General features: G+C 70.5%; 22 protein-coding genes. 7 read left to right on the top strand and 15 right to left on the bottom strand.

Annotated features, from left to right (window positions below; all coding sequences use genetic code 11):
- Positions 1-5 precede the first annotated feature (5 nt).
- The 6 genes from JKJ07_RS13930 to JKJ07_RS13905 form a co-directional block, all read right to left on the bottom strand.
- On the bottom strand, positions 6-980 hold the full coding sequence (locus JKJ07_RS13930) for a sensor histidine kinase (RefSeq protein ID WP_202991934.1): 975 nt from the start codon (positions 978-980) through the stop codon (positions 6-8).
- Positions 977-2,122, bottom strand: a complete 1,146-nt coding sequence (locus JKJ07_RS13925; RefSeq protein WP_202991933.1) for a DUF418 domain-containing protein — start codon at positions 2,120-2,122, stop codon at positions 977-979. The genes JKJ07_RS13930 and JKJ07_RS13925 overlap by 4 nt, the downstream gene beginning before the upstream one ends.
- Positions 2,123-2,186: 64 nt before the next feature.
- On the bottom strand, positions 2,187-2,822 hold the full coding sequence (locus JKJ07_RS13920) for a response regulator transcription factor (protein ID WP_202991932.1): 636 nt from the start codon (positions 2,820-2,822) through the stop codon (positions 2,187-2,189).
- A gap of 16 nt (positions 2,823-2,838) precedes the next feature.
- A complete protein-coding gene (locus JKJ07_RS13915) occupies positions 2,839-3,018 on the bottom strand; it encodes a hypothetical protein (protein ID WP_202991931.1) in 180 nt (59 codons plus the stop codon).
- A gap of 67 nt (positions 3,019-3,085) precedes the next feature.
- On the bottom strand, positions 3,086-3,580 hold the full coding sequence (locus JKJ07_RS13910) for a phospholipase (protein ID WP_202991930.1): 495 nt from the start codon (positions 3,578-3,580) through the stop codon (positions 3,086-3,088).
- Positions 3,581-3,668: 88 nt separating this feature from the next.
- The gene (locus JKJ07_RS13905) at positions 3,669-4,574 is read right to left on the bottom strand and encodes a serine hydrolase (protein ID WP_307834255.1); all 906 of its coding nucleotides are present in this window, start codon (positions 4,572-4,574) and stop codon (positions 3,669-3,671) included.
- A gap of 155 nt (positions 4,575-4,729) precedes the next feature.
- On the opposite strand from JKJ07_RS13905, the gene JKJ07_RS13900 reads away from it, so the two are divergent.
- The 3 genes from JKJ07_RS13900 to JKJ07_RS13890 are packed head-to-tail and all read left to right on the top strand — an operon-like array spanning position 4,730 to position 7,682.
- Entirely contained in the window at positions 4,730-5,557 is an 828-nt protein-coding gene (locus JKJ07_RS13900; RefSeq protein ID WP_202991929.1) for a CPBP family intramembrane glutamic endopeptidase, read from the top strand.
- A 23-nt stretch (positions 5,558-5,580) separates the two neighbouring features.
- Entirely contained in the window at positions 5,581-7,017 is a 1,437-nt protein-coding gene (locus JKJ07_RS13895; protein ID WP_202991928.1) for a sensor histidine kinase, read from the top strand.
- Entirely contained in the window at positions 7,014-7,682 is a 669-nt protein-coding gene (locus JKJ07_RS13890; protein ID WP_438871406.1) for a response regulator, read from the top strand. Before JKJ07_RS13895 ends, JKJ07_RS13890 begins: the two co-directional genes overlap by 4 nt.
- Here the strand turns inward: JKJ07_RS13890 and JKJ07_RS13885 are convergent, their stop codons facing one another.
- From JKJ07_RS13885 to JKJ07_RS13870, 4 genes are all read right to left on the bottom strand, one after another.
- Positions 7,683-9,146, bottom strand: coding sequence for a glycosyltransferase family 2 protein (locus JKJ07_RS13885; RefSeq protein WP_307834254.1), 1,464 nt, complete (start codon positions 9,144-9,146; stop codon positions 7,683-7,685). It lies immediately after the preceding gene.
- A complete protein-coding gene (locus tag JKJ07_RS13880) occupies positions 9,143-10,159 on the bottom strand; it encodes a HEAT repeat domain-containing protein (protein ID WP_236029053.1) in 1,017 nt (338 codons plus the stop codon). The genes JKJ07_RS13885 and JKJ07_RS13880 overlap by 4 nt, the downstream gene beginning before the upstream one ends.
- Positions 10,160-10,778: 619 nt before the next feature.
- Positions 10,779-12,278, bottom strand: coding sequence for an ATP-binding protein (locus JKJ07_RS13875; protein ID WP_202991926.1), 1,500 nt, complete (start codon positions 12,276-12,278; stop codon positions 10,779-10,781).
- A gap of 30 nt (positions 12,279-12,308) precedes the next feature.
- Positions 12,309-12,683, bottom strand: coding sequence for a response regulator transcription factor (locus JKJ07_RS13870; protein ID WP_202991925.1), 375 nt, complete (start codon positions 12,681-12,683; stop codon positions 12,309-12,311).
- Positions 12,684-12,899: 216 nt separating this feature from the next.
- Between JKJ07_RS13870 and JKJ07_RS13865 the strand changes: the two genes are divergently transcribed.
- On the top strand, positions 12,900-13,133 hold the full coding sequence (locus JKJ07_RS13865) for a hypothetical protein (protein WP_202991924.1): 234 nt from the start codon (positions 12,900-12,902) through the stop codon (positions 13,131-13,133).
- A gap of 422 nt (positions 13,134-13,555) precedes the next feature.
- Positions 13,556-15,469 (top strand): anthranilate synthase family protein, encoded by a 1,914-nt coding sequence (locus JKJ07_RS13860; RefSeq protein ID WP_202991923.1) that lies wholly within the window; start codon positions 13,556-13,558, stop codon positions 15,467-15,469.
- 61 nt (positions 15,470-15,530) lie between these two features.
- Here JKJ07_RS13860 and JKJ07_RS13855 read toward each other — a convergent pair whose 3' ends face one another.
- Positions 15,531-16,874 (bottom strand): alpha/beta fold hydrolase, encoded by a 1,344-nt coding sequence (locus JKJ07_RS13855; RefSeq protein WP_202991922.1) that lies wholly within the window; start codon positions 16,872-16,874, stop codon positions 15,531-15,533.
- A 109-nt stretch (positions 16,875-16,983) separates the two neighbouring features.
- On the opposite strand from JKJ07_RS13855, the gene JKJ07_RS13850 reads away from it, so the two are divergent.
- Positions 16,984-18,441: a histidine kinase gene (locus JKJ07_RS13850; RefSeq protein ID WP_202991921.1), complete on the top strand. Its 1,458-nt coding sequence runs from the start codon at positions 16,984-16,986 to the stop codon at positions 18,439-18,441.
- On the top strand, positions 18,417-19,133 hold the full coding sequence (locus JKJ07_RS13845; RefSeq protein WP_202991920.1) for a response regulator transcription factor: 717 nt from the start codon (positions 18,417-18,419) through the stop codon (positions 19,131-19,133). Before JKJ07_RS13850 ends, JKJ07_RS13845 begins: the two co-directional genes overlap by 25 nt.
- Before the next feature lie 186 nt (positions 19,134-19,319).
- Here the strand turns inward: JKJ07_RS13845 and JKJ07_RS13840 are convergent, their stop codons facing one another.
- The 4 genes from JKJ07_RS13840 to JKJ07_RS13825 are packed head-to-tail and all read right to left on the bottom strand — an operon-like array spanning position 19,320 to position 23,580.
- On the bottom strand, positions 19,320-20,513 hold the full coding sequence (locus tag JKJ07_RS13840) for an ABC transporter ATP-binding protein (protein ID WP_202991919.1): 1,194 nt from the start codon (positions 20,511-20,513) through the stop codon (positions 19,320-19,322).
- 6 nt (positions 20,514-20,519) lie between these two features.
- Positions 20,520-21,353, bottom strand: coding sequence for a carbohydrate ABC transporter permease (locus JKJ07_RS13835; RefSeq protein ID WP_202991918.1), 834 nt, complete (start codon positions 21,351-21,353; stop codon positions 20,520-20,522).
- Positions 21,353-22,300, bottom strand: a complete 948-nt coding sequence (locus tag JKJ07_RS13830) for a carbohydrate ABC transporter permease (RefSeq protein ID WP_307834252.1) — start codon at positions 22,298-22,300, stop codon at positions 21,353-21,355. The genes JKJ07_RS13835 and JKJ07_RS13830 overlap by 1 nt, the downstream gene beginning before the upstream one ends.
- Positions 22,297-23,580, bottom strand: coding sequence for an ABC transporter substrate-binding protein (locus tag JKJ07_RS13825; RefSeq protein ID WP_202991917.1), 1,284 nt, complete (start codon positions 23,578-23,580; stop codon positions 22,297-22,299). Before JKJ07_RS13825 ends, JKJ07_RS13830 begins: the two co-directional genes overlap by 4 nt.
- Positions 23,581-23,654: the final 74 nt, after the last annotated feature.

The raw sequence follows: 23,654 nt of genomic DNA, 5'->3' as shown, positions 1-23,654 counted from the left end.
CCAGCTCAGATCGGAATCGTGATCATGATGGTGGTCGGGCCGCCGGCCGGGCTGGTCACTTCCAGGCGACCGTCGACCGCTTCGAGCCGCTCGGTGATGCCGCGCAGGCCGCTGCCCGCCGCCGGGTCGACGCCGCCGTGGCCGTCGTCGGTGACGGTGACGCGCAACGGCGCCGCGAACACGACCTGGGCCGATGTGGCGCCGCTGTGTTTGACGACGTTGCCGAGGCATTCGGCCACCGCGAAGTAGGCCGCCGTCTCCACCGCCGGGCTCGGCTCGCCCTCGATCGTCCCCGCCACGGTCACCGGCACTGCAAGATCAAGAGCCAGGGCCCGTACGGCGTCGAGCAGTCCCCGGTCGGCCAGGACGGGCGGGTGGATGCTGTGCATGACCGCGCGCAGGTCGTCCAGCGCCGAGCGGGCCGTGGACCGCGCCTCCAGCAGCAGCTTCTCCGCGCCGTCGGGGTCGCGCCGCAGCAGCTCGCCGGCGAGGCCGAGGGTCAGGGCGAGCGAGACCATCCGGGCCTGGGCGCCGTCGTGCAGGTCGCGTTCGACCCGTTTGAGCTCGGCCGCCTGCCGGTCCAGGGCGCCGCTGCGCGAGCGGGCCAGCGACGTGACCCGGGCCGCGAGCTCCCGTTCGCGCTTGCCGGGTGGCTTGCTGACCACGTACGCGTGCAGGCCGAGCAGGGCGCTGACCGCGAGCGTCGTCCAGACCGGCCAGAAGTAGCCCCCGCCGGAGAGCACGTAGATGGTCAGGTCGGCCGCGATCAGCAGCCCGCCGAACGCCGCGTTGACCACGAGCCAGCGGCGGCGGCCGGACGACGTGCGCAGCGCGCGGCGGAACACGAAGACCGCGGCCGCGACCGTGCCGAATCCGAAGTAGACCCAACGCGGCCAGAAGTCGCCCCGGCCCAGCACCGCCCACGCGACGGTGGCCGCGACGCAGAGCGCCACGGCCACCGCTGGAAGAACGCGAGTCATCGCGCGGTCCGATAGGTGATGCGGCGCAGCAGCGTCTCGGCCGGGCCACGATAGCCGGCGGCGCTCATCCGCTGCGCGACGGTGACCGAAATCAACCAGACCGCGACGGCGGCCACGACTGCGGTGTACGTGCCCTCGAGGCCGAGCGCCCACGGGCTGAACAGGGCGACCCAGGCCACGGACTGGAACAGGTAGCCGCTCAGCGAGCGCTGACCGAGCGCGACGACCGGGGCGGCCAGGCGATTACCGGCGGTGATGCGGGTGGCGAGCAGGCCGAACAGCGCGACGTAGCCGGGGCCGCCGTATTCACCCGTGAGCGCGTGGACGAAGCTCATGGCGTCGACCGTAGCGGCGTCGACGTGCAGCCAGCCCGCGGAGATCAGGGCGTACGGGAGGCCGCCGAGGATCGAGAGGCTCAGCCCGCCGATCGCGGTGCGGCGCAACAGCGTACGGTGCTGGGCAGGGTTTTCCAGGATGCGGTGCCGGGCGGCCCAGATGCCCAGCCAGACGATGATGACGAAGCCGAGCACGGTGGCCGTGTGCAGGGGCCATTCGGCGAGCCGGTCGGCGATCGAGGCGGCGTAGGACGAGGCGCTCAGCGACGGGTTGGGCGTGTTGACGAGCGTGGCGTCGCCCGCGCTCGCGGTGCTCAGCGTGAACACGGCCAGCAGCACGGCGTACAGGGTCTGCAAGCCCCAGAGCCACAGGATCAGCCGGTGGAACTTGTCGCCCCGCTTGAGCAGCAGCAGAGTGCAGAGCACCCCGACGATCCCGTACGCGCCCAGGAAGTCGCCGAAGTAGAGCAGCGTGGCGTGGGCGAGTCCGAAGACGATCAGGGCGGTGTTGCGCCGCAGCAGCACCCGCCGGGCCGCGTCGCCCTGGCGCCGCCAGATCTGCACGAGACCGTAGCCGAACATGATCGCGAAGACGGGGTACGCGCGACTGTCGATCAGCGCCGACATTCCGAAATTCACGACCCGTTCGAGCCCGTACGGGGTGGGGTCGAGACCGGGCTGGCCGCGAAAGGCGAAGTTGGCCGCGTTGGCCAGCGCGATGAACAGCAGCATGGCGCCGCGCGTGAGGTCGGGCGCGAGGGCTCGCTCGGAACGGGTGACGGGTCCTTTGATCTGCGTGGTTGTCATGACTAAGAGCCTCGTTCCTGCCGGTCCCGCGAACGAGGTGGCTGAAACCCGTCTTGCCGAGGTGCTAGTACCCCTCCAGGAACTTGAGGACGGCCAGCACGCGGCGGTTGTCGTCCTCGGAGGCCTGCAGGCCGAGCTTGGCGAAGATGTTGTTGGTGTGGTTGGCCACGGCCTTCTCGGTGATGAACAGGGCGGCGCCGATCGCGGCGTTGGAGCGGCCCTGCGCCATGTGCGACAGCACCTCGTGCTCGCGCGGGGTGAGCGGCAGCTTCGGCTTGCTGCCCATCAGCTTCGCGACGACCGTGGGGTCGAGCACGGTGCCGCCGGCCGCGACCCGCTGGACCGCGTCGACGAACTCGCCGATGTCGGAGACGCGATCCTTGAGCAGGTAGCCGATGCCGCCGGTGCCGTCGGCGAGCAGCTCGCGGGCGTACAGGCGCTCGACGTACTGGGAGAGCACGAGGATCGGGAGGCCGGGCTTCTCGGCGCGCGCGGTCAGGGCGGCCCGCAGCCCCTCGTCGGAGAAGCCGGGCGGGAGCCGCACGTCGACCACGGCCACGTCGGGGTTGTCGGTGAGCAGCGCCTTGAGCAGGTCGGGGCCGGTGCCGACGGCGGCCACGACCTCGAACCCGTACGCCTCGAGCATGCGCACGATGCCGTCGCGCAGCAGCGTCAGATCCTCGGCCACGACGACTCTCACGCGGCCAGGGTAGCGGTCAGGTGGCCGCGGCGGTGACGCCTCCCACGGCGACGACGGCGCCCAGCGCGACGAGCAGGGCCGTGCACATGTGCTGCATGCGGCGGCTCGGCACGGGCTGCTGGTCGAGGACGGCGACCATCACGCCCCACGCGGCCGCGAGGGTGGCCGCGAGCCCGCCGACCAGGAATCCGAACATCGTTGCAGAATGCCGTCCCGGCCGTCGGCGGCTGCCAACGGCCGGTGACGTCGTCATGAATACCGGACTACTTCTCGATGAGTGCGGCGGCCTTGTCGATGTCCGACTGCTTGACCGCGGCGAGCGAGCCGAACAGCTTGACGGCCTGGTAATACGTCCACGCGAGGCTGTTGCAGGCCGGGCGCACGACGGCGTTGTAGGTGGCGCAGACGCGCTTGAGGTCGGCGTAGAAGGTGTCGTCGATCCGGGCCTTGTTGGCCGGGAACTGACCGATCGCCTTGTAGTTGCGGTAGCCGAAGTCGTGGTGCCAGCAGGAGGTGTCGAAGTTGAAGCCGAGCGGGTTGTCGGGGCTCGACGAGCAGTAGTCGGTCGACCAGTCGAAGCCGTACGAGGCCCACGGCTGCCGGTTGTTGCGGGCGTCGTTCCAGGCGGCGGTGCTGGCCGCGGTCGGCTGCGTCCAACGCGAGAGGACGGTTTCCTTGGAGTCCGCGGCGTAGGCGGCGCCGGCCGGGAACAGGGCGGCCACGGCGAGGAGCAGGACGACGAGGATGCGGCGGGTCATCGGAGCCTCCTAGATGGGTGGCCTCCAGACTCCGATCACCGGGGTAAATAGATCCACCCCTATCTATCAAATTCGCGGCTGACGAACCTCAATACTTCAGGTGTTGCCGGGTCAGCTGGGCGACCTTCTCGACCAGCGCGATCCCGCTGTCCATCGACTGGTTGTTGTGCGAGAGCACCGCCAGCGAGACGTCGACCGTGCCGTCGGAGGAGGTGACCCGGCCGATCGAGTTGATCGCCCACAGGCCGCCGTCGGCCGAGCGCGTGTCCCAGCCGTTCTTGACCGTGCTCGTCTCGCCCTGCTTGGCCACCGACGGCACACCCCAGTCCTGATCGTCGGCCACCGTGTTCATCAGCGAGAACGCCGTCTTGCGGGAATCCGCGTCGAGCGGGCCGCGCGAGTCGACAAGGCGTGAGAGCAGCTTGACCTGATCGGTGGCGGTCGTCTTGGTCAGGCCCCAGGCCCGGTTCACGGTCGTCTGGGTCAGACCGAGGCGCTTGTTGCACTTCGTGATCGCGCTCTTGCCGCCCAGGTGCTCGAACAGCTCGGTGGTCGCGTTGTTGTCGCTGAGCTGGATCATCGGGGTGGCCAGGGCCATCTCGCCGTCGGTGGGCTCGCGATCCTTGTCCTGCGCCTGCAGCAGCTCGCAGGCGAGGATCTGCGCCTTGACGATGCTCGCGGTGTCGAACTTCGTCGTGCCCTGATACTGATACGCCTGGCCGGTCTTCTTGTCGATCACGGCGACCGCGAAGTCGGGCGTCTCGGCCGCGACCAGCTTGAGGGCCGCGTCGAGCTGCTTGGCCCTCTTCGCCCGCTCGAGCCGCGCCAACTCCTCGGGGCTCGGACCGGCCGGCTTGTTGGCCTTGCCGCCCGTGAGCGCCGCGGTCACACCGCCGCCCTCGCCGTCGCCGCCCATGCCGAGCGCGATGAGGCCTCCGCCGCCGAGGATCACGACTGCCGCCACAGCAATGATGAGGTTCCGGGATCGCCGCACCGAAGCATAGTGCCGTCTCGAGCGCGAAGACTCAAACCCTCGTACGCTGGGCATCTCCATCAATACGTTGAGTGATCCATCCCCCGGGCGAGCTACCCCCGATTGCCCACCGGACGGTGACTTCCCCAGCGGCGCCCGTCAATAGCGTTCTCCCCATGTCGGCTCCTCGCTGGTTGCGCCCGATCGGGCTGCGCCTCCTCTTCCTGTTCGTCGTCTTCCTGCTCGCGGATGTGGGGCTGGCGCCGCTCGCCGCCCTGGCCGCCCGCAACCCGATCACCGGCCTGCTGGTGGGCTTCGCGATCGCCGCCGCCGCGCTGTTCCTCTACGTCCGGCTCGTCCGGTGGCTCGAGCAACGGCCGGTGACCGAGCTGTCGTCCTGGCGCGGCGCGCTGCACGGCCTGTGGATCGGGTCGGCACTCTTCGCCGCCGTGATGCTGCTGATCGTGGCCAGCAACGGCTGGCGGTTCACCGGCTACGGCTCGATCGCCGACATGATCGCCACGTTCGGGCTGATGGCGGGCATCGCGACGCTCGAGGAGCTGCTGTTCCGGGGCGTGTTGTTCCGGATCGGAGAGGAGTGGGCGGGCACGGTCCTGGCCCTGGTCGTCTCGGCGGCCCTGTTCGGCGGCCTGCACCTGCTCAACCCGGCCGCGACCCTGTGGGGCGCCCTCGCGATCGCGGTCGAGGCCGGCGTGCTGCTCGGCGCGGCGTATGTGCTCTTCCGCAACCTGTGGGTGCCGATCGGCCTGCACCTGGGCTGGAACTTCGTCGAATCGGGCATCTTCGGCGCGACCACCTCGGGCTCCGACGGCACCGTGGGCGGCCTGCTGACCGGCGTCCCGCACGGTTCCGCGATCCTCAGCGGCGGTGGCTTCGGACCCGAGGCCAGCATTTATGCGGTGCTGGTGGGCCTGGTCGCGTCCTACTTCCTGCTCCGTACGGCCCGTCGCCGCGGACTTGTCCACAGGGCGTCCTGGCGATGAGCTCCGGCGGCTACGCTGCCCCCGTGCCCCGGCTTCCCGCCTTCGTGGCCCAGCTCCGGACGGGCTGGGCCACCCGGCCGGTGCTGGTGCGCGACGGCCTGGTGGCGGTGCTGCTGGCACTGCTGGCCTTCGCTCCCCCGCTGCTCGGCAACGGCACCCGGCTCGGCGAGCTGCCGGTCCGCCCGCTCGACGCGCTGGCCGTGGCGGCCGCGCTGGCCATGGCGCTGCCGCTCGCCCTACGCCGTCTGGCCCCGGCGCTCACCCTGGCGGTGGTCGCGGCCGGGTTCGGGGTGCAGGAGATCCGGGGGTACGCGAGCTTCGCCAGCATCGGCGTGGTCGTCGCGCTCTACAGCACGGCCGCCCACCAGCCCCGGTTCCGCCTCGCCACGGCGGGGGCGGCCGTGGTGGCGTACGGGGGTCTGGTCTGGGGTCTGCACTCGGCCGGCTCGGCGGCCCGCCCGTCGGATTACGCCGTCTTCTTCCTCTGCCTGTGCGGGGCGTGGGTGGCCGGCTCGTGGGCCCGCAGCCGCCGCCGCACCGAGGCCGAACGCCGGCGCCTGGCCGCCGCCGAGATCCGCGCCGCCGAACGATCGGAGATCGCCCGGGAACTCCACGACGTGGTCACCCACCACGTGACAGCGATCGTCGTCCAGGCCGGCGCCGCCCAGTTCCTCACCGCCGACCCCGCCCGCACCACCGAAAGCCTCACCACCATCGCCGACACCGGCCGCCGAGCCCTGACCGAACTCCGCGACCTCCTCGGCGTCCTCGACCCCGCCCGCCTCCCCGCCGCCACGCCCACGTTCGCCGGTCCACCCTCGCCGTCTCCCGCGAGCCGAACCTCCCGCTCCGCCCCTCCCAGCCACCCTTCCCCCTGGCCCGACCACTCTTCCCCTGCCAGCCACCCCTCTCCCGCTTCCAGCCACCCCTCTCCTGTTGCGAGCCACCCCTCTCCCGCTTCCAGCCACCCCTCTCCCGCTTCCAGCCACCCCTCTCCGCTCCACCCCTCTCCTGCTGCGAGCCACCCCTCTCCGCTTCCCAGCCGCCCCTCCTCATTTAATCGACAGCCTGGAATATCCGATATTTCGCTTCTTATTGACCGGAATCGCGCCTCAGGACAGCCGGTCGAGCTGATCGAAGACGGACAAGCGCCGGAGCTGAGCGAAGGGCGGCAGATCACCGCCTATCGCGTGGTGCAGGAATCGCTGACCAACGCCATGAAATACGCGACCGGCGGCCGGACCGTCGTGCGGCTCGGCTATCGGCCCGACGGCGTGCACATCGAGGTCACCACCGAGCCGGTCGCGGTCTCGGCCGGCAATCCGGTCGGCGGTTCCGGGCGCGGGCTGGCCGGGCTGCGCGAGCGGGTCGAGGTGTTCGGCGGCGAGCTGACCGCCGGCCCGCGGCGCGATCGGGTCTTCGCCGTCAACGCCCACATCCCCGCGGAGGCATCGTCGTGACGCTCAAGGTGCTGGTCTGTGACGACCAGGCCCTCGTACGCACCGGGTTCGTCACCATCTTCGACGCCCAGCCCGACATGACCGTGGTCGGCGAGGCCTCCGACGGCAGGGCGGGCGTCGACCTGGCCCGGCGGCTGCGGCCCGACGTCGTGGTGATGGACGTGCGCATGCCCGTGCTGGACGGCATCGCGGCCACGACCGAGCTGGCCGGCCCCGCCGTCGCCGACCCGATCAAGGTCCTGGTGGTCACGACCTTCAACCTCGACGAGTACGTCTACGCGGCGCTCAACGCCGGGGCCAGCGGTTTCCTGCTCAAGGACGCGACCCCGCCCGACCTCGTGGCGGCGGTCCGCACCGTGGCGGCCGGCGAATCGCTGCTGGCGCCCGCGGTCACCGGCCGGCTGATCGGCCGCTTCGCCCAGCGCATCCGCCCGGCCACGGTCTCGGACGGCTCCGCGGCGGCCGAGGCGCTCACGCCGCGCGAGCTCGAGGTGCTGCGCCTGCTGGCCACCGGCATGTCGAACAACGAGATCGCGGGCGCGCTGGTGATCGGCGCCGAGACCGTGAAGACGTACGTCTCCCGCATCCTGACCAAACTCGCCCTGCGCGACCGGGTGCACGCCGTGGTCTACGCCTACGAGACCGGGCTGGTGCGCCCGCAGTAGCTAACTCTTGCCCGCGCCGACCGTCTCGACCGGGGTCGGCTCGGGGGTGTCGAAGCCGGTGCGGGTCATCGTGCCCCAGACCGCGGGCCGGCCGTGCCACGCCGCGATCGCGCCCCACACCTGCCAGACGGCCAGCACTTGGCGATAACCGAAGTTCTCCAGCACCGCCGCCACCACCCCGCGCAGCATGTCGCTCCAGCGCGGATACCGGTGGAACGACACCTCCTCGATGAACAGCGCGACCAGACTGACGAGCAACCCATAGCCGTACGCGACCAGCGCGAAGCGCCACGCGAAACCGATGTCGATCGCCTCCGCCCAGAGCCCGAGGGGCAGCAGCACCAGCGCCGCGAGCTCGACGAACGGCGCCAGCAACTCGAAGATCAGGTAGTACGGCAGCGCCACCAGCCCGATCCGCCCGTAGCGCGGGTTGAACACCATGTGCCGGTGCTTGGTCAGGATCTCGGCGATCCCGCGATGCCAGCGGCGGCGCTGCGACCCGAGGACCTTCCAGTGCGACGGCGCCTCGCTCCAGCTCACCGGCTCGGCCACGAAGATCACCCGGTAGTCCTCGCCCCGATCACGCAGGTAGTGGTGCAGGCGGACGACCAGTTCCGCGTCCTCGCCGATCGTGTCGGTCGCCATCCCGCCGATCGCCACCAGCAGGTCGCGCCGGAACACGCCGAACGCGCCGCTGATCACGACGAGGCCGCCGATCCGGGACCACCCCGTACGGCTCATCAGGAACGCCCGCAGGTACTCGACGATCTGGATGCGCACCAGCCACGTACGGGGCATCCGGACGTCGACGACACGCCCCGCGACCACCTTGCAGCCGTTGGCGATCCGCACCACGCCACCGCACGCGGCCACCCGCAGCGGGTCGTCGGCGAACGGCTTGGCCACCGAGAGCAGCGCGTCCGGGTCGAGCACCGAGTCGGCGTCGACCATGCACACGAGCGGATGCCGGGCCAGGTTGATCCCGACGTTGAGGGCGTCCGACTTGCCGCCGTTGGTTTTGCGGACCACGGTCAGCGACCCGGTGTCGCCCCGCGGGACGTGCACGGAGAGCACCTGAGACTCGTACGGGACCTCGGACGGCACCACCCGGGGCACCTCCACCAGATCGAAGTGCTCGCGGAGCTTGTCGAACGTGTCGTCCGAGGAGCCGTCGTCGACCACCACGATCTCGTAGCGGGGGTAGCGCAGCGCGGTCATCGCCTGCACGGCCGGGACGATGCCGGCGCCCTCGTTGTAGGCGGGGACGATCACCGTGACGGGCAGGGTGAGCGGGCTGCGGAACATGTCGTCGGAACCGGCGAACGCGGCCCGCCGCAGGTGCTTGGCGAACTCGACCGACGCCAGCACGATCATGATCAGGTAGCTGCTGTTGAGCGCGATGAAATACGCGAACACTGCGTAGTCGGCGCCGCGCAGCACGGCAAGCACGTAGTCGCGGGTCACTGCGCATTCACCAGCTCGGGCTGCATCAGGGCCAGCGCCTCGCGGCAGTGGTCGTTGTCGCGTTCGCGCAGCTCGGACTGCCCGGGCGGGCCCAGGCGGCGCAGGCTCTGGGCGGCCTCGTGGGCGATCTGGAACTCGGCGTCGTCGAGATGGGCGGCCAGGGCCGGGACGGCGGCCGGGGCGCCGAGGTCACCCAGCGCGCGGGCGGCCGCGGCCCGCAGCAGGTCGGGGGCGGGCGGGTCGAGCGAGTCGATCAGCGGTTTCAGGGCCCCGCGGGCGCCGAGCCGGCCGAGGTTGGCCGCGGCCGCGACCCGCACGTCGAGAACCTCGTCGTCGGCCAGCACACGCGCCATGCGGGCGACGGCGCCGGTCGCCCCGATCAGGCCGAGCGCGTCCAGGCAGACCGCACGCACCCGCGCCTGCGGATGGTCGAGCGCCGCCGACAGCACCACCTCGGCCTCGCGCCCCATCTGCACCAACGCGTGCGTGGCCAGCAGCGAGGGCACCGGGTCGTGCTGATCCAGGCTGGCGATCATGCGCCAGGCCGCCTTGGCATCCCCGATCCGGCCCAGAGCCCGTACGGCCACCACCCGCACCTCATGATCTCGATCGGTCAGCAGCCCGCACAGCTCCGGCACGGCCTCGCGCAACTCGAGATCGCCCAGCAACTGCGCCGCCCGCGCCCGCCGGACGCCGCTGCGCGCATGCAGATCGTCCAGCGCCGCCCGGGCCGCGCCGCGGTGCAGGAACACCGACACGAGCGCCGAATGCGCGTCGCCGCGCAACTTGCCCAGCAGCCCCAGCGCGGCGGGCAGGGCGGCCTGCCAGGCGTCATCAGGGATGGCGATCAGATCCTCGGAGCCCTCCTCGCCGTTGTCGGCCACGAACGCCAGCAACGATCGGCGCGGGCCGGCGGCGAGCGCGGCCAGGCGGCGGTTCCGGATCCGGCGCCAGACCCTGACGACCACGATGCCGGCCGCCGTCCCGGCCACCACGGCGAGCAGAACCAGCATGGTCACGCTGAACAGCTCGAACAAAGCCAACCTCCCCGCAGGCGGCCCCCATCGGGCTAATACGAGAAATATATCCGTTTCGCGCCGATAGGACCGGGCTTAGCCGGGGCTCGCCCACCACTCGCCGATCGTTCGACTCCGCCGCCGATACGCAGACCCCACCCGCCACGTCGTGACCGCACACAGTCCGCCACTGCGCAAGCCGCCCCCGCTTCGCGACCGCACACGGTCCGCCAATGCGCGGGCCGCCCCGCTTCGCGACCCCACATGTCCGCCTCTGCGCAGGCCCCCGTCCGCCGCGTCGCGATCGCGCACGATCCGCCGGTCGCGGCGCTCGGCGTCGGGCACGGCAGCACCATGCCGTCGGCCGGCTCGGTGCAGCGGTCACAGTGGGCTAGCCATCCTAGGAACCTAGTTTGCTATCTGCCCGGCTCCTCCCCCGCGGTTTATTCAGCGCTTGGGGCGGGGTTCCCTCGGGCTCGGGCGGGATCCGGGGGCGAATCTTGCGCGGCTCGGCCGAATTTTGGACGGAAGTTGTACCGGGCTCGGGCAGCACTCAAGGGCTCGGGTGAGTTCGGGGTAGGACTTCCGCGAGGTTTAGGCGGCGCTCGGGGCGGGCTCAGACGGGCTCCGACGGGAGCGTGATCGTGACCGTCGTGCCGACGTTCTCGGTGGATTGCACGGTGATCGTGCCGCCGTGGTTGTCGATGATTGTGCGGACGATGGCCAGGCCCAGCCCGGTGCCCGGCACGGCCTGTTTGATCGCGTTCGTGGCTCGGAAGAAGCGTACGAACAAAGCCTGCTGCTCGTCGGCGGGGATGCCCATCCCGGTGTCGGCGACCGTCAGCACCGCCCGGTTGTCCAGGCATTCGGCGCGGACTGTGACCGTGCCGTCGGCCGGGGTGAACTTGACGGCGTTCGAGAGCACGTTGTCGAGCACCCGGTCGAGCTGGGCGCCGTCGCCGTGCACCGGTAGCGGGCCGCGGATGTCGAGGTGCAGGCCGACCGAGCTCTTCGCCGCGACCGGCCCCACCCCGATCAGCGCCTTGTCGATCGCCTTGGCCAGGTCGAGCGGGGTGCGGTCGCTGCTGTAGCTGCCCGACTCGATCTTCGACAGGGTCAGGATGTCCTCGATCAGGTCGCGCAGCCGCTTGGTGTTGCGCGTGATCACCTCGAGCATCCGCTGCTGCGCGTCGCTCAGTTCGCCCGGCTCGCTGTCGCGCATCAGCTCCAGATAGCCGGAGATGCTGGTCAGCGGCGTGCGCAGCTCGTGCGAGACCGTCGACATGAAGTCGGTCTTGACCGTGTCGAGGGCCTGCAGGCGGGCGCTGACCTGCCCCTCGTGCCGCCGGATGTGCTCGCTCTGCTCGGCCGCGGCATTCACGGCCTCGGCCACGGCCCGGATCTCGGCCGGCCCACTGGTCACGTCCGCACGGGCGTCAAGCTTTCCTTCCCGTACGGAATCAAGGGTCTCGACGACCGCACCGAGGGGCCGGGTGATGCGGCGGCTGGTGCGCACGGCCGTGACCACGGCGGCGACGGCGGCCGCGACGGTCAGCACCGAGACGACCGCGATCGCGGCGGCCTGCAGCAGGTTGGCCTGGTCGCGGAGCTGGTCGGCGCGGGCGGCCAGCGTGAACCGGAGCTCGTCGTTGGCCGTGATGAAATCCTGGAACAGGGGTTTGCCCTGCTCGGCGAGGTCGATGGCGGCCTGGCTGCGGGGCGGTTCGAGGCGCTGCCGCTCGGCCACGGCCCACCACAGGTTCGCCTTGCCGATCTGGTCGGCGGCCACGACAGCGTCGCGGCCGACCTCCCGGCTGAGCCGGCGCAGGTCGTCACTGGCCACCGTGAAGTCGCTGCGCGCCACGTAGTAGGTGTCGAGCATCTGCTCGTCGCCGGTGAGCAGATAGCCGCGCAGCCCGCGTTGGGCGTCGGTGAGCACCGCGCGCAGCCCGGCGTTGGCCAGCTGGGCCGGTTGCACCTCGCCGGTCAGCTGCTGCACGGCCCGGTGCTGCACCAGCACGGCGGCCAGTTCGGCCAGTCCGGAGCCGATGATGAGCGCGACCAGAATCGCGAAGGTCCGGCTCAGCAGCCTTCCGACGGAGCCGTCACGTCGCATCGTCCCGACGTGCGCCCGCCCGCCCGGGCCTCACGCCCGGGCCCGGCTCAGCAGGGCCTGAATCCGGGACACCAGCTCGCGTGGGCTGAACGGCTTGGTCACGTAGTCGTCGGCGCCGGCGCTGAACCCGCCCTCGACGTCCTGTTCCTGCACGCGGGCGGTCAGCATGATGATCAGGATCCCGGCCGTGGCCGGGTCGGCCCGCAGCATGCGGCACACGTCGATCCCGGACAGCCCGGGCATCGACACGTCCAGCACGGCCAGCGTGGGCTGCCGGCTGCGCGCCTGCTCGATCGCGGTCTGCCCGTCCTCCACGGCGATAACCTCGAAGCCCGCCTGCTCGAGCTTGAACGCCACCAGATCGCGGATGTCTGCGTCGTCGTCGGCGACCAAGACCACCGTCACGGCAATCTCCCTCGGTTTGGCTGCGGCGCTTTCGCTACTTATCGGGACCATATCCGGTTAGTCCGAGTTGTGAGGCCGCTCCGGGAATGCCGACGTGGCTCAGACAAATCGACCGGTGCTCTGCAACCGACGCGCAACGAGGGTGCAGCAGACCTGCATCCCCGCTCGGGTGTTCTGGTTGCAGACCCCACTTGCTCCGCCCGGCAGGAGGTTCCGATGAGCGTCGTCCTCGAGGACATCAGGTCCGAAGCCCTTTTCGTCTCACACGTCCAACGGTCCCAGCGACCGACCCCCGAGCTGATCCGCCAGGCGGTGACCGCCACGGTCGACCGGCTGGGCGAGGCCCGCTGCGCCGAACTGGTCGCCCAGGAATTCGGCGAGCACCCCGACTGCGCCATCGGCCGCATGCGCTGGGCCCGGACCGCGGTCCGCTCCGCCTTCGCCGCATAAGCCCCGAGGAGCGCGCCCACCCCGACCGGGCCCACTCCGCCTTCGCCGCACACGCCCCACGGAGCGCGCCCACCCCGACCGGGCCCGCTCCCCCTTCGCCGCATACGCCCGGAGGAGCTCACCCCGACCGGGCCCGCTCCGCCTTCGCCGCATACGCCCCGAAGAGCTCGCCCGGGCCCGCTACGCTCCCCCGCATTTGCCCCGAGAAGCTCGCTCGGGGGATTTTTGGGACGGGTCTGGTGCGAGGCTCGCACCGGCCCGTAGTCTCGGCCGCATGTTGAACGCGCGACTGAACTGGTGGCCCGCCTGACCGGCGGCCACGATCCTCGCGCGTAACTCACCACGCGGCCGCCTCCCCGAGGCGGCCGTTTCTGCATGGTCCGTCCTCGGCCGGCGCCGCCGAGACCCGGAAGAGGACCACCATGCGACCCTTCGCCCTGCTCCACCGTGACGGCGCCGACCACGTCGAGGTGCTCGCCGGTGACGTGATCACCGTGCCTGCGCTCGACGACATCCCCCTGCATCGCGGCCGCCCGACGCTGGCCGTGATCCCCTATCGGCAGATCGCCGAGCGCGGCTTCGACTGCGTCGACGACGGCGCGCCGCTGGAGTGCCTCGTCGTGCGCTCGTCGCACCACGAACCGCTGGACGCCTTTCCGCCCGGCCCGCTCAGCATCAGCGACGCCGGGTTCGACCTCTCCGACGACGAATACGGCACGATCGTCGAGGACGTCCTGCGCGACGAGATCGGACACGGCGAGGGCGCCAACTTCGTGATCCACCGCGTCTTCACCGCCGCCGTCGACGGGGATCCGGTCGCCGCCGCCCGCGCCGCCTTCGGCCGGTTGCTGGCCTCGGAACAGGGCACCTACTGGACTTTTCTCGTGCACACGGGCACCCGCACGCTGGTCGGGGCCACACCCGAACGGCACGTCAGCGTGGCCGACGGCATCACGATGATGAACCCCATCAGCGGCACCTTCCGCAACGGCTCGGGCCGGCTGCTCGACTTCCTGCGCGACGAGAAGGAGATCGAGGAGCTCTACATGGTGCTCGACGAGGAGCTGAAGATGATGGCCACCGTCGCCGAGCACGGCGGCCAGGTCGCCGGGCCCTATCTGAAACAGATGAGCCACCTCACGCACACGGAGTATCTGCTGGCCGGGCGCGGCTCGCTCGACGTGCGGGACGTGCTGCGGGAGACCATGTTCGCCCCCACCGTGACCGGCAGCCCGATCGAGAACGCCTGCCGGGTGATCGCCCGGCACGAGCGCCGGGGCCGGGGCTACTACGCCGGGGTGCTGGCTCTGCTCGATCATGACGACCAGGGCCGCCAGACGCTGGACGCGCCCATCCTGATCCGCACGGCCGAGATCTCGCCCGACGGCGCCCTGCGCGTGCCGGTCGGGGCCACGCTCGTGCGCCACTCGACCGCGGCCGGCGAGGTCGCCGAGACGCACACCAAGGCGGCCGGCGTGCTCGCGGCCCTCGGCGCCGTCCCGTCGAGGCCGTCGCCCGCCCGCGTCGAGGCCGAATCGCCCGAGGTGCAGGCGGCCCTGGCCGCCCGCAACGACGACCTGGCCCGCTTCTGGCTCGACTCCCGGGCGCCGGGCGCGCTCGTCGTGCCCGGCCTGGCCGGCCGCACGGCCGTGATCGTCGACGGCGAGGACACCTTCACCGCGATGCTGGCCCACCAGCTCAAGGCCCTCGGCCTGGCCGTGACCCTCGTCCCCTGGACCGCCGCGACCGAGTCCGCACAGACCCGCGCCGAGCCCGCACAGACCCGCGCCGAAGCCGGCCGACCCGAGTCCGGCCGCGCCGCGCCGGACCCCTACGGTCGCGCCGAGGTCGACATCATGGGGGCGGATCTCGTCATCGCCGGGCCGGGGCCGGGCGATCCCGGTGACGTCGCCGACCCGAAGATGGCGGCGATGCGCGCGCTCGTCGCGGCCCGGCTGGCCGAGCGGAAGCCGCTGCTCGCGGTCTGCCTCGGCCACCAGATCCTGGCGTCGCTGCTCGGGCTGCGCCTGCACCGGCGGGACTCGCCCTATCAGGGTCTGGCCCGAGAGGTCGACCTTTTCGGCACGCGGCGCCGGGTCGGCTTCTATTCCAGCTTCGCCGCGCTCTCGCCCGCCGCGGAGCTGGACACCCCGTACGGCCGGGTGGAGATCGCCCGGGACCCCGCGGACTCGGCCGTGCATGCTCTGCGCGGGCCCGGATTCGCCGGGGTGCAGTTCCACCCCGAGTCGGTGCTCAGCCGGGACGGATTGGCGGTGCTGGCCGAACTTCTGCCACAAGTCCTCTCCGGAGTGATTAGCCCGGCCACGAACGGGTAGCGAAGAGGATTGCCGGTGGTTCAAGGGGATCGAGAGCCTCCGCTTGGGCCACCGGCCCCATTCACCCGGCGAGCACATCGTCCAGCACCTGGAGGAAGCGCTCCGGCTGCTCGAACATCACGGCGTGGCCGGCGCCGGGCACGACCACCAGCTTCTTGGTGGGTGCCCGCAACTGGGCGTACCACTCGTCGAAGAGCACTTGAAGCCCGCGCATCTCGTCGGCGCCCATGACGAACCACGCCGGCACCCGCAGGCTCGACGCGTCGCGGCGCAGGTCGATCTGCTGCATGCGGGGATAGCTCACCTCCCAGGTGTCGAGCATCGCGTTCAGCACGTGGATCTTCTGCAGCAGCGTGAACTCGCGCACCCCGAGCCCGAACTCCAAGGGCCGCTGGTCGTACGCCTCATTCTCGTGGAGCATGATCGGCTCGTAGGCCCAGACCTCCCCGTACGGCGGCGGGCCCTGCCCGGTGAGCCGGCGGACCACCTCGTCACGGCCACCGGCCCGTGCCCAGGCCAGGATGTCGTCGTAGAAGATGCGGTCGCTGGCCGGCAGGTTCACCGCCTGCCCCGAACCGATGTAGGCCCGGAACTTCTCCGGATGTCGCTGCACCGCGAGCACCGACAGCAGCGAGCCGCCGGAGTGCCCGTACAGGAAGATCTGGTCTTGGCCGAAGCGCTCGCGCAGATAGTCGGTGACCTCGAGGATGTCGTCGACCAGACGATCGACGGTGACGCGCGAGGCCGGGTCGAGCGCCGGATAGGACGAGCCGCCGCCGCGCCGATCGAGCGTCGCCATCACGAACCGCTGCTCGACGGCGGCCAGATGGGTGCGGACGTTGCCGAGCTCGGAACCGCCGGGCGCCCCGGGCACGAAGAGCAGCACCGGCGCGTCGGCGTGGGCGCCGCGGATCATGACACCGAGCCGGCCCACCCGCGCCAGCTCGGCCACGCCGCCCGAGATGCCGGCCGTGCGGGCGGGGACGGCGACCGCCGCCGTGAACAGCAGGAGGGCAGCGGCGGGCAGCGCGTAAAGCACGCGGCGTCTGACCCCGCGACCGGCCCACACACCCAGCAGGAGCGGCAACAGGGTCAGCACCGCCTGCACCCCACGGCCCGCGAGCAGGACGACGACGCCGAAGGGGCTGCCGTGCGGCGGCCCGGTGGACGGGCCGGCCACCCCGGCGCGGACCAGCTCGAGCGCGAACAGGAAGGCGACCGGCACGACCAGCCACATGAGACGGGAACGGCCGAACCGGCCGGCGGCCCACCCGATCGCCGCGCTGACCGCGACCGAGCAGAGCGCCTGGGTGATGGTGAGCGGGCCGCGCGGGGTCCACCACCCCGCGACCGCGCCCCATGCGGCTGCGGGCAGGGACCAGAGAAGCGCCGGGAGAAATGTCATGCCGGTGAGGATCGCGGCCGGCGGCCGGAAGCACAGCCGTCTTCGGTACGGGGTCGACCCAGTACTTTGGTAGGTCCTCAAGCCGCTCCGAGCCTCGTACGCTTCGCACATGTCGTCGCTCCTGTTCGCCTTGCTGGTGCCCGGTCCCCCGGGCAGCCGGCAAGCGAGGCTGCGCGACCGCACGGCCGACGTCATCGCCGTGCTGTCCGCCCTGGCCTACGGCGCGCTCATGGTGCCGCTGGGCGACGCGACCTCGGCCCACGCGGCGATCCCGTGGCAGGCCGACGTGGCGATCGGCGTCGCGTGCACGCCGGCCCTGCTGGTACGCCGCCGCCGGCCGCTCGCACTGTGCCTGGCCCTGCTCCCGTTCGGCGTCGTCTCGGTGATGGCGACCGGCCCGATCCTGGTCGCGCTGTTCACGGTCGCGATCCGGCGCCGGGCGCGCCTGGTGCTGGCCCTCACGGCCGTCCACATCGGCACCGGCGTTGTTTATTACGCCCTCCAGCACAACCCGCCCTTCGACCTCTGGGTCGACCTGCTGATGCGGTCGATCACGGGGCTGGCCGCCGTCGGCTGGGGCCTGTTCCTGAAGGCCTATCGGCACCTGACGTCGTCGCTCCGGGCCGAGGCGACGAACGCGCAGGCCCAGGCCGAGATGCGGATGGATCGGGCCCGGCTCACCGAACGCACCCGCATCGCCCGCGAGATGCACGACGTGCTGGCCCATCGCATGTCGATGGTGAGCCTGCACGCCGGCGCGCTCGAGGTCCGCACGGATGCCACCCCCGACGAGATCGCCACGGCCGCCCGGGCCATCCGCGTCAGCTCCCACCTGGCCCTCGAGGAGCTGCGCTCGGTGATCGGCGTCCTGCGCCAGCCCACCGGCGGCGAGAGCCCGCACGGCGAGGGCGACGCCCGCGCCGGCACGCCCGCACCCCAGAGCACGCCCGCGGCAAACCCGAGCAAACACGCGACGGGCCCGAGCACGCACGCGGCAGACCCGAGCACACAAGCGACCGGCCCGCAAAACACGGCGGCCGCGAGCGGTCACGCCACAGGCCCGAGCGAGCACACGAAGGGCCCGAGCAAGCACGACACGATCGTGATGATGGCCGAGGCCCTGGAGCGGGGCGCGCGAAACGGCGGCGGCCGCGTCCACGTCGAGCCGCCGCAGCCGCGCTTTTCCGATCTGCCCGATTTGCTGACCGAGGCACGTTCGTCGGGCATGAAGATCGATTTGGTGTGGCTCACCCCGGGGTCGGTACCCTCCGTGGAACTGGAGCGCACGGCGTATCGCGTCGTGCAGGAGGGCCTGACCAACGCCCGCAAGCACGCACCCGACGGCGACGTCGAGGTGCGGCTCGACGGCGGGGGCGGCCGTGATCTGCGCATCCTGGTCACCAACGCGCTGCACCACCACGGCGAGCGGCGCGAGGATGTGCCGGGTTCCGGCACGGGCCTGACGGGGGTCGGCGAGCGGGTGGCGCTCGCCGGGGGTCGAGTGGAGTACGGCGCCGAGGGCGACCGTTTCCGTCTGGAGGCATGGCTGCCTTGCCACGAGCAGTAGTCGACGACGCAAAGGCACCGGCGAGCGGATCCGGCCGGCGGCCGGTGCGGCTTGTGATCGTCGACGACGACCAGTTCGTGCGAACCGGAATGCGGCTGCTCTTCGGCGGCAAGCACGGAGTCGAAGTGGTCGGGGAGGCGGGCGACGGCGACGAGGCGGTCACCGCGGTGCGGGCGCACTGGCCCGACGTGGTGCTGATGGACATCCGGATGCCGCGGGTGGACGGGGTGGAGGCGACCCGGCGGATCCGCAAGCTGCCCAACCCGCCTGAGGTGGTCATCCTGACGACCTTCGACGTGGACGAGTTCGTGGTGGAGTCGATCCGGAACGGGGCGTGCGGGTTCCTGCTCAAGGACACCCCGCCCAAGGAGATCATCGCTGCGGTGCTGTCGGCGGCGCGGGGCGAGGTGGCGATCTCGCAACGGATGCTGCGACCGCTCGTCGATCTGGTCGCGAGCACGGCCGAGGGGTCCCGGCGGTCCGAGGCGATCAAGCAGCTCGGCACGCTGACCGACCGCGAGCGACAGGTGGCGATCGGGCTGGGCCGCGGCCTGTCCAACGCGGAGATCGGGGCCACGCTGGGCATGGGCGTGTCCACCGTGAAGGGGCACGTGTCGCGAGTGCTGGGCAAGCTGTGCATCAACAACCGCGCGCAGGCCGCCGTGCTGATCCACGAGGCCGGCCTGCTCTGACCGCGGGCGGAGCGCGGGCGTGCGCGGCCCAAGCAAGCGGGCACGCAGTAAAGCGTGCGAGCGTGCACGCAGCAAAGCGAGCAAGCGGGCACGCAGCAAAGCGGGCGCGCGGGCACGCAGCAAAGCGGGCAAGCGGTCACGCAACGAGCGCCCGGCACGGTGGCCGGGCGCTCGTCGGAGATGCCGTCAGGAAGTGGAGACGGTCCTGCCCTCGGCGAGGGTGATGTTGCGGCCGTCCTTGGGGTCGAACAGGTGGATCTTGTCGAGGTTCATCCAGATGCGGGCGTCCGACCCGTCGCGCACGCGGGATTCGGCCGACAGCCGCGTGACCAGGTTGTCCTGGGGCGGCAGGTCGGCCCCGCCCGCGTCCGCGGCCAGGTCCTCCAGGTCGGCCGCGACAGCATGCTCGCCCTCGACGGTCAGGTAGACGTATTTGTCCGAGCCCATCGACTCCACCAGGTCGACCGGCGCCGTGAACTCGAAGCCCTTGCCCCGCTGATGCTCCTCGATCAGCCCGGCGTCCTCGAAGTGCTCGGGCCGGATCCCCAAAATCAGCTCCCGCGACGCCCCGCCCAGCGCGCTACGCATCCGGTCGTTCAGCGGCAGATCCCCCAGTGCCGTCCGCAGCTGAGACTCCTCGACCTTGGCGGCCAGGAAGTTCATCGACGGCGACCCGATGAACCCCGCCACGAACAGGTTCACCGGATTGTCGTACAGGGTCTGCGGGTCACCGACCTGCTGGATGTAGCCGCCGCGCATCACCACGACCCGGTCGCCCAGGGTCATCGCCTCGGTCTGGTCGTGGGTCACGTACACGGTCGTGGTGTTCAGCTGCTTCTGCAGGCGCGACACCTGCGTCCGCATCTGGACCCGCAGCTTGGCGTCCAGGTTGGACAGCGGCTCGTCCATCAGGAACGCCTTGGGCGAGCGCACGATCGCCCGCCCCATCGCCACCCGCTGCCGCTGCCCACCCGACAGGTTGGCCGGCTTGCGGTTCAGATACTCGGTCAGTTCGAGAACGCGAGCCGCCTCGGCCACCTTCTCCTCGATAAGAGACTTGTCCATTTTCGCCAGCTTGAGGGGGAACGCCATGTTCTCCCCCACGGTCATGTTCGGATACAGCGCGTACGACTGGAACACCATCGCGATGTCCCGGTCCTTGGGGGCCTTGTCGTTGACCCGCTCCCCGCCGATCCGCAGCTCCCCCGACGTGATGTCCTCGAGCCCCGCGATCATGTTGAGCGTCGTCGACTTCCCGCAGCCCGAGGGCCCGACCAGGATGATGAACTCGCCGTCGGCGATCTCCAGGTCGACCTCGTGCACCGCGGTCGTCCCGTCCGGGTATTTCTTGGTCACCTTGTCGAGAACAATGTCAGCCATCGCTACCTAACCCTTCACGGCGCCGGAGGTGAGACCCGCGACGATGCGCCGCTGGAAGAACAGCACGAACAGGATGATCGGGATCGTGATCGTCACGGCGGCCGCGGAGATCGCCCCGGTGGGGTCCTCGAACTGCGAGGCGCCGGTGAAGAACGACAACGCCACCGGGACCGTGCGGGACTGCTCGGTCGACGTCAGCGAGATGGCGAACAGGAAGTCGTTCCAGCAGAAGATGAAGACCAGGATCGCCGTGGTGAAGACGCCCGGGGCGGCCAGCGGCGCGATCACCTTGCGGAAAGCCTCGCCCTGGGTGGCGCCGTCCATCTTGGCCGCCTTCTCCAGGTCCCACGGGATCTGCTTGAAGAACGCGGACAGGGTGTAGATCGCCAGGGGCAGGGCAAAGGTGATGTACGGCAGGATCAGGCCGGGCCAGGTGTCGAAGAGCCCGAGCTGGCGTTCGATGTTGAACAGCGGCGACACCAGCGACACCTGCGGGAACATCGCGATCAGCAGCGAGACGCCGACGAGCGCCTTCTTGCCCGGGAAGTCGAGCCGGCTGATCGCGTACGCGGCCATGGTGCCGAGCACGACGGCGATCACGGTCGAGATCAGCGCGATGCCGATCGAGTTGATCAGGGCCCGCACGAACTGGTCCGTCTGGAAGATCAGCTTGTAGTTGTCCCACGTCCACTCGCGCGGGATGAAGTTGCCGTCGGTGAGCGTCGCGGTCGTCTTGAACGACAGCGAGACGATCCACAGCACCGGGATCAGCGCGAACACGACGACGATCGCGTCCAGCAGACCCCATTTGACCTTGGCGGAGGTGGTCTCGGTGGCCATCAGCGCCTCCCGTCCTCGTCGCTGCTACCGGGGGCCGCCGTGCCGAACAGCTTCACGAAGATGAAGGCGATGATCGCGACGGTGAGGAAGATGAGCACCGACATGGTCGAGCCGATGCCCAGGTTGAGACCCTTCATCAGGTTGTTGTAGGCGATCATCGAGACCGACGACGTCTCGTTCGCCCCGGCCGAGAGCACGTAGATGTTGTCGAAGATCCGGAACGCGTCGAGCGTGCGGAACAGCAGCGCGACCAGGATGGCCGGCTTCATCACGGGCAGCATCACCTTGGTGAACCGCTGCCACCAGGAGGCGCCGTCCATCGAGGCCGCCTTGAGCAGGTCGTCCGGCACCAGCGCCAGCCCGGCCATCAGCAGCAGGGCCATGAACGGCGTGGTCTTCCAGATCTCGGCGAAGATGATGATCGCGAGGGCGCTGGCCCGTTCGGTGAGCGGCGCCCCCTCCGGTGAGAAGAGGTTGGCCAGATAACCCGTGCCCGGCGTCCACGCGTAGCGCCAGCTGAAGGCGGCGACCACGGTCACGATCCCGTACGGAATGAGCGCGCTGGTCCGCACCAGGCCGCGCCCGATGAGCGTGCGGTGCATGATCAGCGCGAGCCCCATGCCCAGCACGAGCTCGACCGTGACCGAGATGACGGTGATCAGCATGGTCACGCCGAACGCGGTCCACCAGTAGTTGTTGGACAGCACCGTCGCGTAGTTGGCCAGGCCGATGAACTCCCGATCGTCCGGGAACTTGAGGTCGTAGCGCTGCAGCGACAGCCAGATCGAATAGATGATCGGGTACGCCGTCACCGCCACCATGACGATCGCCGCGGGCGCGCAGAGCAGCCAGCCGAGCTTGCGCTCCTGCTTCTTGCCCTCACTGAGCGCGGGCCGGGAGCGCCGGGAAGGCTGAGAATCAACCGAAGGCCGAGTAGCAACGCTCACGGCAGCACCCCCTTGGAGTCGATGGCGTCCTGGATCGACTTACGAAGCGAGTCCGCCGTCTGCTGCGGCTGGATCGACGCGGGCGGCGACAGCTCGGCCGACACCACGGTCGACAGGTTCTGGTAGGCCGGGGTCCGCGGCCGCGGCGCCGACGTCTTCAGCTCCTCCAGCAGCACGTCCTTCATCGGGTAGGCCTCGTTCATCGACGGGTCGTTGTAGACCGCCTCGATCGACGGCGCCTGGCCCGAGTTCACCGCGAGATACAGCTGGCTCTCCGGGCCGCGCAGGCACTGGATCGCCTCGAACGCCAGGTCCGGGTGCTTGCTGTACGCGCTGACGGCCTGCTCGGAGCCGCCGATGGTGGTCTTGCTGGGCGTGTTCGCGTCGATCGCCGGGTAGCGGGCCCAGCCCACCTTCTTGGCCAGGTCGGGCGCCTCCTGCACCATCGACGCCCACACGAACGGCCAGTTCAGCTGGAACGCGCCGCCGCCGGACTGGAACGCCCGCCGCACGTCGTCCTCGACCGCGTTGGAGAACGACGGGCTGGTCACGCCCGCGCTCGCGAACGTCTTGAGGGTCTCGAGCCCCTTGAGCGCGCCCTCGTCCATCACGGCCTTCTTGCCGCTCTCGTCGACCACGCTGCCGCCGGCGCTGGCCACCAGGCTGTTGTAGAGCACGACCAGGCCCTCGTACTGGGCCCCCATGGTCATCACCTGGTACGGCTTGCCCTCACCCTTGAGCTGCTGGGACATCTTGATCATCTCGTCCCACGTCTTCGGCGGCGTGGGCACCAGATCCTTGCGGTACCAGAGCAGCTGGACGTTCGTGTTGTTCGGCGCGGCGTACAGCTTGTCGTTGTACTGCGCGGAGGCGACCGCCGGTTCGAGCGTCTCGCTCTCGACCTCGCTCTTGAGCTCCCCGGTGATCTCCCGGATCCAGTTCGCGCTGGCGAACTCCTGGGTCCAGGTCACGTCCATGCCGAGGATGTCCATGCTGTCGTCCTTGGCCGCGAGCCGGCGCACCATCTGCACCCGCTGGTCGTCGGCCTGCCGCGGCAGCACCTGGTACGAGATCTTGTACTTGCCCGCCGCCTCCTGGTTGCACCGGTCGACGACGCTCTGCATGTTCTCGACGGGTGAGTTGTAGAAGTTGAGGACGGGCACTCCCCCGTCGTCGGATCCGCAGGCCGCCATGGGCGCCATCAGGGTCATCGCGGCCCCCGCCGCGAGTGCCCGGGCGCGCAGGGTGCGCCGTTGCGGATGTCGGTCGTTGATCGCCATTGACCCTCCATCCGGCCAGAAAACGTCAAGTGATCACGATCACTCGACGGCCAGTGCTTGGTCTGCCCCACACG

The organism is Paractinoplanes lichenicola (genome assembly GCF_016785085.1).
GTDB lineage: Bacteria > Actinomycetota > Actinomycetes > Mycobacteriales > Micromonosporaceae > Actinoplanes > Actinoplanes lichenicola.
Note: the sequence above shows the minus strand (reverse complement) of the source record. Positions and strands in the feature narration are given on the sequence as shown.